Origin of the sequence: Quadrisphaera granulorum (assembly GCF_003149145.1) — a bacterium.
Taxonomy (GTDB): domain Bacteria; phylum Actinomycetota; class Actinomycetes; order Actinomycetales; family Quadrisphaeraceae; genus Quadrisphaera; species Quadrisphaera granulorum.
This window is the reverse complement of record NZ_QGDQ01000037.1, coordinates 39,296-47,366: the sequence shown is the minus strand read 5'-3', so window position 1 is coordinate 47,366 and position 8,071 is coordinate 39,296. Positions and strand designations below refer to the sequence as shown.

The following is an 8,071-nucleotide window of genomic DNA, read 5'->3' as shown; positions in this document are numbered from 1 at the left end:
GGTGGAGTGTGGCGGTGAACCGCACCGGCCCGCCCGGACCCCCTGGTCCTGACGGGCGGCCGACACCGCCGGCGCCGGCGGCTGGGGATGGGGTGATCTGGACCGCTCCGACGGGGCACACCTACCGGGTGGACCCGCAGGTGCTGCTGGACCCCGTCGACACCCCGCCGGGAACCTTCTCGGGGGCTTTCTCGGGGGCTGCTGCTGGCGCTCGGGCCGATGCTGGCCCGCAGGGAAGTTGGGCCGATCCCGCCGGTGGCAGCGGCGGTGTGAGCGCCGCGGAGCGGCTGGTCGGTGGGCTGCCGTTGTGGGCTCACCGGTTGCTGGCCGATGTGCTGCCCGCGTGGGTGGGGTGGCCACCGGACGGCACGCCGGCTGCAGCGGATCCGAGCCAGGGTCGGGTGCAGTGGTCCCCGGAGTGGGCGCGGGCGGTGTTCACCGACGTCCCACCCGACCCACTACCCGACCCCGACGACCACCTCGGCGACCCGGCAGACCTCCACGATGACCGCGGAGGGTTCGAGGGTCCTGGCGACGATGGAGAGGAACCGTGTCTGTTCGACGACCTCCCCACCGCGTGACCGTCCGCCCACAGCAGGCCGGGAGCGCGTCGTGGGAGCGGCGTTGTCCACAGGTGCCGGATCGGACCGGCGAGGGAGAGCGGAACTCCGGGAGGGTCGGTGCATGAGCCCCCGATCTCGCCGTCGTCCTTCGAAGAACTCCGCACGTCGTGCGCGCGCTCAGCGCGGCGCGGCGGGCATCCCGCGTCCGCGAACCTCTCCCGAAGAGACGTTTCTGGAGCAGCCGGAACCGTTCGTCTCCAACGACGACGCCCTGCTCGTGCTGCACCGCGCTGTGGAAGATCCCGCCTTCCAGCAGTTCGTTGACCGGTTGCCGCTCGTGCACCTCGTCGATGAGTTCCTCGAGTGGATCGGTGACGGCGTGGAGATCAACGAGCTTGCCGAGCGCACCGCGACAGAGGAGGAGGAGGAAGACGACACCGACGACAGCGCTGAGGTTCTCGACGTCGACGCGTTGCCGTCCCGGCTTGGCGTCGCCACCATCGGCGCGACGGGCGTCGAGCGGTGGCGTTCTCAGGTGATCGCCCTCGCGTGCAGCCGGTGGGGTGTGATCTCGCACAACGAAGACGGACTGGAGCGCAGTCCCGACGGCATGGGCTGGACCGCCCACGATCCGGTGGAGCGGACGTGGGTCCGCACCCTCGTCGTCGCCTCCGCGATGGAGTGCACGGTCCGCTACGTGTCCGCGCAGCACATCGCCGGGGGACACGTCCGGCAGCGGCTCGCCACGATGATCGTGAGCGCCGGCGAAGACCAGCCCTTGCCGCTGGGACTTGTGAGCGCCCTCCACCCCAATGACCTGTTGGCCGAGCACGTCGACAGGATCGTCCGGGAGCACGTCGAGGAGATGCGCGTCTGGGGAGTCCTCGCCGACGGAGCCGACGTCTGTGCCGCCCCGGGAGCGGAGCCGTTCGTGAGGTCGTTGGCGATCAACCTGCAGATGTCGCCCGTGCTCGAGCCCGCTGCATGACAGGTGGTGATGCTGCGGGTGGTGGTGTTCAAATCTCAGCGGGACGCGTGACGGGCCAACCGGGCCACGATCGCCGGGTAGTGACTCGGAACGAGTCGTACGACAGCGTCGATGATCTTCGCGTCACGCCCCACGAGAATGCGCGACCGGCCTGCCACGACACCGTCGACGACAATCCGCGCCGCCTGCTCCGGTGCCATCCGCAAAAGCTTCTCCTGGTACCGCCGCACCTGCGCTTCGTCAGCGGCGGTCACGCGGTGACCCGAGGCTCTGGCGCGTTCCAGGGCGGCCGTCGCGATCTGTGTGTGCACCCCACCGGGATGCACCACGGTCACCCGCACGGGATGACCGGCAGCGAGCATCTCGACACGGAGCGCTTCGGTGAAGCCGCGCACTCCGAACTTGCTCGCGCTGTACGCCGACAGCCCGTCCTGCGCCATGAACCCGTTCAGGCTCGAGATGTTCACGACGTGCCCGTCACCGGACGCCACAAGATGCGGCAAGAACGCCCGGGTGCCGTAGATGACGCCGAACAGGTTGATGGACAGCACCCGTTCGAAGTCCGCCCAGGCGCTGTCGAGCACGGCGCTCTCCAGCACGGTGCTTCCACCGGCCACTCCGGCGTTGTTGTAGAGCTGATGCACCGCTCCGTGGAGATCGGCGACGACGACGGCGTACGCGGTCACCGCCGCGCGATCGGCGACGTCGAGCTGCGCCACATGCACCTGCGCCCCGAGAGCACGCGCCCGCTCGGCGGTCTCGGAGACACCGTCGAGGACGACGTCCGACAGCGCCAGCCGCGCTCCGCGCTTGGCCAGTTCGAGCGCCAGTGCACGTCCGATGCCCGAGCCCGCGCCGGTCACCACGCAGACCTTGCCCGCGACGCCGGCAGCCCTGTTGTCGGCGGCTGAGCGCCCGGTCACTGCTGTGCTCCCTCGAGCCGCGACGACGAGGCCGCAGCGACGTGGTCAGCGATGAGCGACACCAGCCGCTCCACCAGTCCCGGCGCCAGGTGGTGCCCCACCCCGGGGATCACCACGTGCCGCGCACCCGAGATGGCAGCCGCCGTCGCGGCACCACCACTGGGGTCGACCATGACGTCGCGGTCGCCGTGGATCACCAGCGTCGGCGCGCTGACCCATGCGAGCTCCGCCGTCCGGTCACCACTCGCCGCGATCGCCTGGATCTGCCGCGCCGGGCCGATCCGCGACGCCGGCCCACCTCCGCGCTCCCACGCCCCGCGAGCGCGTGCCTCCTCGGCCGCGGCGGCGTCGCCGTCGAGAGGAAACCCTGTCCCAGCGAGGTGGCGCATCATGCCGAGGTGGCGCTCCACCGCCACCTCCACGGTGGTCGCGGGAGCGTGGCGCAGTCGCCACAGCGTCGACCGGGCGGCACCACCGACAGCGGCAGCACCGGTGGTCGAGTAGATCGACGTCAGGGACGCCACCCGGTCGGGACGACGCGCCGCCAGCACCTGCGCGATCATCCCGCCCAGCGACTGACCCACCACGTGCGCACGTTCGATACCGAGGTGGTCGAGCACGCCGACGGCGTCGGCGGCCATGTCCACGAGGTCGTACGCGTCAGCCCTCGGCCGCCGGAAGAGCTGACGCAGCAGCCCGGGTGCCGGCGCGCAGATGCGGCTGGAGCGTCCGATGTCGCGGTTGTCGAGACGCACCACCCGCAGACCGCGCGCCACGAGACCGTCGACGAAGGCGTCCGGCCACGCGGTGAGGTCCTGCCCCAGGCCGGCGACGAGCAGCACCACTTCGCGGCGCTCGTCGTCGTCCTCAACTGAACCGGGAGAGTCGGCGGTGTCGCGGAAGCAGATCCGCGGTCCCGCGGGTAGCTCCACGAACCTGTCCTGCGACGGCCGCCTGAGCGAGGTCAGCGACAGCTCCGGGTCGACGACGCTGCCGTGGCGCAGCAGCGCGACGTCGGAGCGGTAGTCCGTCGCCGTCGTCCACGGGGGGCGGCTGCCCTGCTTCGGCATCTCGTCGAGGGCGCGCAGCACGTAACCGGCGGAGAAGTCGAGGTAGGGCCGCGTCGGCTGGTGCGGGTCGGCGGGGACGGGGCGCGCGGTGTCGTAGCCGTGGGCGTCCATGTGACGCAGCAGCCGCACGAAGTGCTCGCCTACGAGCCCGACCTTGAGCGTCCAGGAGGCGTTGGTGTACCCGATGGAGAACACCAGGTTGGGCACCCCGGCCAACATCAGCCCCTTGTAGGCGAGCCGCTCCGACAGCACGACCGGCTCGCCGTCCACGGTGATCCGAGCACCGCCGAACAGCTGCAGCGACAGCCCGGTGGCGGTGACGACGACGTCGGCCTCCACCCGCTCACCGCCGACCAACCGCACGCCCGTGGCGTCGAAGGTGTCGATGCGGCCGGTCACCACTGACGCTGCGCCGCTGCGGATGGCGGTGAAGAAGTCACCGTCGGGGGAGGCACACACGCGCTGGTCCCACGGGTCGTACGGGGGGTCGAAGTGCGTGGCGACGTCGTAGCCGGCGGGCAGCTGTCGAGTCACGACACGGCGGTAGATGGCGCGGGCCGTGCGCGGGTGCCGCTGGCTGAACTGCCACACGAGACGCTGCATCGCGACGCTCTTGCGGCGGGTCAGCGCCGCGCCGCGCTCGTCACCCAGCACCGTGCGCAACCGGGCACCGAGCGCATCACTGCGGGGGACCGGCATGACGTACGTCGGGGTGCGCTGCAGCATCGTCACGTGCGCGGCGGTCTGCGCGAGCGCGGGGACCAGCGTGATAGCCGTGGCACCGCTGCCGACGACGACGACGCGCCGACCCGTCAGGTCGAGCCCCTCCGGCCAGTGCTGCGGATGGACGACGGTGTTGCCGGCGGTCGCGCGGAACTTGTCGAGACCTGGCAGCTGCGGGGTGTAGCCGGCGTCGTACCTGTAGTAGCCGGTACCGGCGAACACCCAGCGCGCGGTGAGCTGGATCCGCTGGCTGGTCTGCTGGCTGGTGCGCTCTACGGTGACCGTCCACCGGGCGGTCTCGCTGCTCCACGCCAGCTCCACCACACGGTGGTGGTAGCGGATCTTCTCGTCGAGGCCGCTGTCCGACGCGGCCTCACGCAGGTACTGCAGGATGCGCGGCCCGTCGGCGATGGACTGCTCGTCGGTCCAGGGCTTGAAGTCGTACCCGAACGTCGACAGGTCGGAGTCGGAGCGGATCCCGGGGTAGCGGAACAGGTCCCACGTGCCACCGGACGCACCGCGTGCCTCGAGGATCGCGAACGTCGTCGCCGGCAGCTCGGTGGCCAGGTAGTGCCCGGCGCCGATACCGGAGACCCCCGCACCGATGACGACGACATCGAGGTGCTCGACCGGGCGAGGCGGTGAAGTCGGCGGTGGAGTCACGGTCTCCGGGGTCACCACGCCATCGTGCGTGACGCACCTGGACGCTGCGCCGTCCCCCTCCCCCCCCGGGCTGAGGCAGCGGCCGAGTTCACACGGCCGGTGCTGAGGAGGGCGCGCGTCGAGTCCGCGGGCCGGAACCCCTTCTCATGGAGTCGGCTGCGCAGGTGTCGGACGATCTCGTCCACGGACCTCAGCTCCGCCGACTCGTCGCGGCTCAGCCGGCTCGGCCGAAGACGCGTGTACTCGACGGGCACGTCAGCTCCGGCCGGGCGGACGGCGCAGCACGTCGCCGAGGTCGTACTCCGGCAAGCGTTCGCGCCGATCCCATTGACGCGGCAGGAGCAGCGGCGTGAAGCCGGGGTCCGGCACTGACGGAGCCGGTGGGGCCACCGCTGCCACGACTGGCACACCCGTGTCGACATCGATCGGCGGGAGCCCGGCGGCGGCCCGGTCCTTGTTGAGAGCACGGAGGGTTCGCATCCGCTCGCGCTCCAGCCGCAGCCCCTCCTTGGTCGCCGAGATCTTGTCGAGGTGCCTCGCCTCCTGCTTCGCTAACTGCAGTTGCCGGCTCACCCTTTGGCGGGCGATAGCCAGGAGACCATCGACGTCCGCCTGTTCCAGCGCGGCGCGGTGAGCCTCCTGCTGCTCGAACTGCCGCTCGCGTGCGGCAACTGCCCGTTCTGCGCGTGAGCGGAGATCGGCTGCGCGTGCGTTGAGCGCCTTCTCGTACGCCGAGGGCTTGCTGAAGCTCAGGAGGAGTTTGACGAGGATCGGCATCACCTCCAGCGCTGCCAGCAGGAGGAACAGCAGGCCGTGCGCCCAGAACATGACGGGGTCGTTACTGGTCAAGCGATGCAGGGCTGACAACCGCGCGAGCAGCCCCGTGTTCGCGTCGATGGCCGCGGCTTCCTTCGCGGAGGCGGTTCGCTTGCCCGACTCCAGCTCGTTGATGCGCTGTCCCAGTTGCTCGGCCGCTCGCTGTGCGTCGGTCCGCGCGGTAGCGGCACTGTCGCGAGCGGTCTGCTGGACGACGGTGAGCTCCTGCTGAGCGGTGGTCAAGGCAGTGGTCGCGGCATCCCGAGAAGCGATCTTGCTCGCGTAGGCGGGGCCTGCCCCGGGATGCCCCGAGCCGCAGACGCCTTCCGCTTCGCATGTCACTGCCTGCTGCGCTGCGGCGAGCGTCGCCGCAGCGCCGTCGACGCGGGCCTGAGCCTCGCGCACTGCGGGATCGTCGGCGATGGCGGAGGCCGTGGTGGAGGAGCGTCCCAGAGCGAGCTGAGCCTCACGCTGCTCCTGGAGCGCCGGCAGATCACGGAACCGCGGGTCGCCGTTGAGCCGCTCCTCGCTGGCGGCCTTCATCTCCTGGTGGGTGATCGCCAGCTGTGCGTCGATCTCCCGCTGGAAGAGCTGCAGCGTCAGCGGCGTCGACACGACGGCACCGATGAGCACCGCCAGGAACAGCCGCGGCAGAGCCGCCCCGACGTTGGCCAGCCAGCGACCGGACCTCCCCGTGCTCAGAACGAAGAAGCGGTCCATCGTGAAGATCAGCACCGCCCACCCCAGCGCCAGAACCACCGAGAGGGTCGTCGACCCTCCGGTGAGGATCTGGAACCCCAGGAGGGACGAGCAGCCTGCGAGCAGCGCGGAGGCAAACAGCGTCGCGCCCATCGCCTCCTGCGTGGCTCGCTCCTTGGTGGTCACCGTCGTCAGCACGGTGTGGTCGGTGCCCGCCGCCCACAGCAGTACCCGCTGGATCGTGCGCGGGAGCCACAGCAGCGCGGCGCACAGCGCCGCCCAGAGAAGGCGAGCTGCTTGTCGCAGGATGAAGAACAGGCGCAGGACGCCGGACCGGGTCTCGGGATCCGCGGCCAGCGCCCGGAGACGACGCCACTGAACGGTGGCGAGTCCCTTCGCTCGGCTGGTCGTTGTGCCAGCGGCACGGTGTGCCCTGCGGATGGCACCTCGGACCCTTGTGGTGACAGCTCCCGGAGTGGCGGCTCGGAGCAGCCTCGACACCGCAGGTCCACCTCGACGGCGCAGGAAGCCGGCACTGGTCATCCTTGCGGTCCCCCACCCGTCGTCGTCCTTGTCCGGACCGATCGGCGCGCAGCGTCACGACTGTCGAAGACTGGGTCCGTCCCTTGCGAGCTCACCTGATCGGAGCAGCGCGTGGTGACGTTCAGGCGCTTGATCGTCGGCGAGGTGGGGCGAGCGGCATGCCCATGATCACGGAGAGCGCCTGCAGGGGATCAGGGGGTGGCGAGGGACTCCACGCAGGGACCTGCACCCATGAGCTTCAGCCCGGCGAGGTCGCCGGCGGCCGGCTCGACGACGTCGGGGTTGCTCTCGGCGAACATGAGCTGCGTCGGGTCGTCGACGTGGTCGAGTCCCACGAGGTGCCCCAGCTCGTGAGCGATGACGGCGCGGACCTGCGCGTCACCGTTCGGCTCCTCGAGGATGTCGGTGAGGTCCGGTCCGTCGAGCATGAGATCACCGCTGACGTAGGCGCTGTGCCCCTCGTTGTCGGTGAACGCCTGGCTGCCGGCCAGGCCGACCGTGTCACCGTCGAGGTCGGGAATGGTGCGGTCATCGGTCCAGGCGATGAGCACGGGAGCCCAGACGTCGTCGCCGTACCGGTCGTCACCGTCCTGGGTGACGGTCGCCTCCCGGTCCGGGGAGGGCCGCTCGTCGGTCGTGCCCTCGTCGACGAAGTCCAGCCCCGTCGCCCGGGCGATCTGGCCGACGGCATCCGCGACGAGCCCATCGACCACCGCCGGAGCTCCGGCGAGGTGCGTCACGTAGCGGATGGGGCGGCAGGGGCTGTAGCGGATCGGCTCGCCCGTGACCTCGTCGGTGTCGAGCACCGCGAACCCGCCGTCCTTCGCGGCTGCCGCCGGCGTCGGCGCAGTCGGCGCCGGGGACGTCTCCTGCGGGCTGCCGCTCGCATCGGCCCGGGCGGTGGCATCGGCGGTGGCCTCTGCGGTGGCGGAGGGGACGTCGTCAGACAGGTCCGCGGGAGTCGGAGTGCAGCTGCTCAGTCCCAGGGCTGCGGCGACGACGGACGACAGGACGACGGCGACCGCGACGGTGCGACCACGGGAACGACTCACCGGCTGACCCTCTCACCGGACTCTGCCCATC

The 8,071-nt window shown here is 70.9% G+C and carries 6 protein-coding genes; 2 read left to right on the top strand and 4 right to left on the bottom strand.

The annotated features are described in order from the left end of the window. The first annotated feature begins 92 nt into the window (after positions 1–92). Together BXY45_RS20575 and BXY45_RS20570 are read left to right on the top strand one after the other, a co-directional pair. Positions 93–581 (top strand): hypothetical protein, encoded by a 489-nt coding sequence (locus BXY45_RS20575; RefSeq protein WP_109776403.1) that lies wholly within the window; start codon positions 93–95, stop codon positions 579–581. A gap of 103 nt (positions 582–684) precedes the next feature. Continuing rightward, positions 685–1,551, top strand: coding sequence for a hypothetical protein (locus tag BXY45_RS20570; RefSeq protein ID WP_146211303.1), 867 nt, complete (start codon positions 685–687; stop codon positions 1,549–1,551). A gap of 35 nt (positions 1,552–1,586) precedes the next feature. On the opposite strand, the gene BXY45_RS20565 is transcribed toward BXY45_RS20570, so the two are convergent. From BXY45_RS20565 to BXY45_RS20545, 4 genes are all read right to left on the bottom strand, one after another. Next, the gene (locus BXY45_RS20565; protein WP_109776401.1) at positions 1,587–2,474 is read right to left on the bottom strand and encodes an SDR family NAD(P)-dependent oxidoreductase; all 888 of its coding nucleotides are present in this window, start codon (positions 2,472–2,474) and stop codon (positions 1,587–1,589) included. Beyond that, positions 2,471–4,945: an alpha/beta fold hydrolase gene (locus BXY45_RS23585; protein WP_177524110.1), complete on the bottom strand. Its 2,475-nt coding sequence runs from the start codon at positions 4,943–4,945 to the stop codon at positions 2,471–2,473. Before BXY45_RS23585 ends, BXY45_RS20565 begins: the two co-directional genes overlap by 4 nt. A 240-nt stretch (positions 4,946–5,185) precedes the next feature. After that, the gene (locus BXY45_RS20550) at positions 5,186–6,946 is read right to left on the bottom strand and encodes a DUF4407 domain-containing protein (protein ID WP_170131648.1); all 1,761 of its coding nucleotides are present in this window, start codon (positions 6,944–6,946) and stop codon (positions 5,186–5,188) included. A gap of 233 nt (positions 6,947–7,179) precedes the next feature. Next, positions 7,180–8,040, bottom strand: a complete 861-nt coding sequence (locus tag BXY45_RS20545; protein ID WP_109776398.1) for a matrixin family metalloprotease — start codon at positions 8,038–8,040, stop codon at positions 7,180–7,182. Between the last annotated feature and the right edge of the window lie 31 nt (positions 8,041–8,071).

What these genes read in the sequence shown, in the direction of transcription:
- BXY45_RS20570 (WP_146211303.1), top strand. Translation starts at nt 685, where the DNA reads ATGAGCCCCCGATCTCGCCGTCGTCCTTCGAAGAACTCCGCACGTCGT.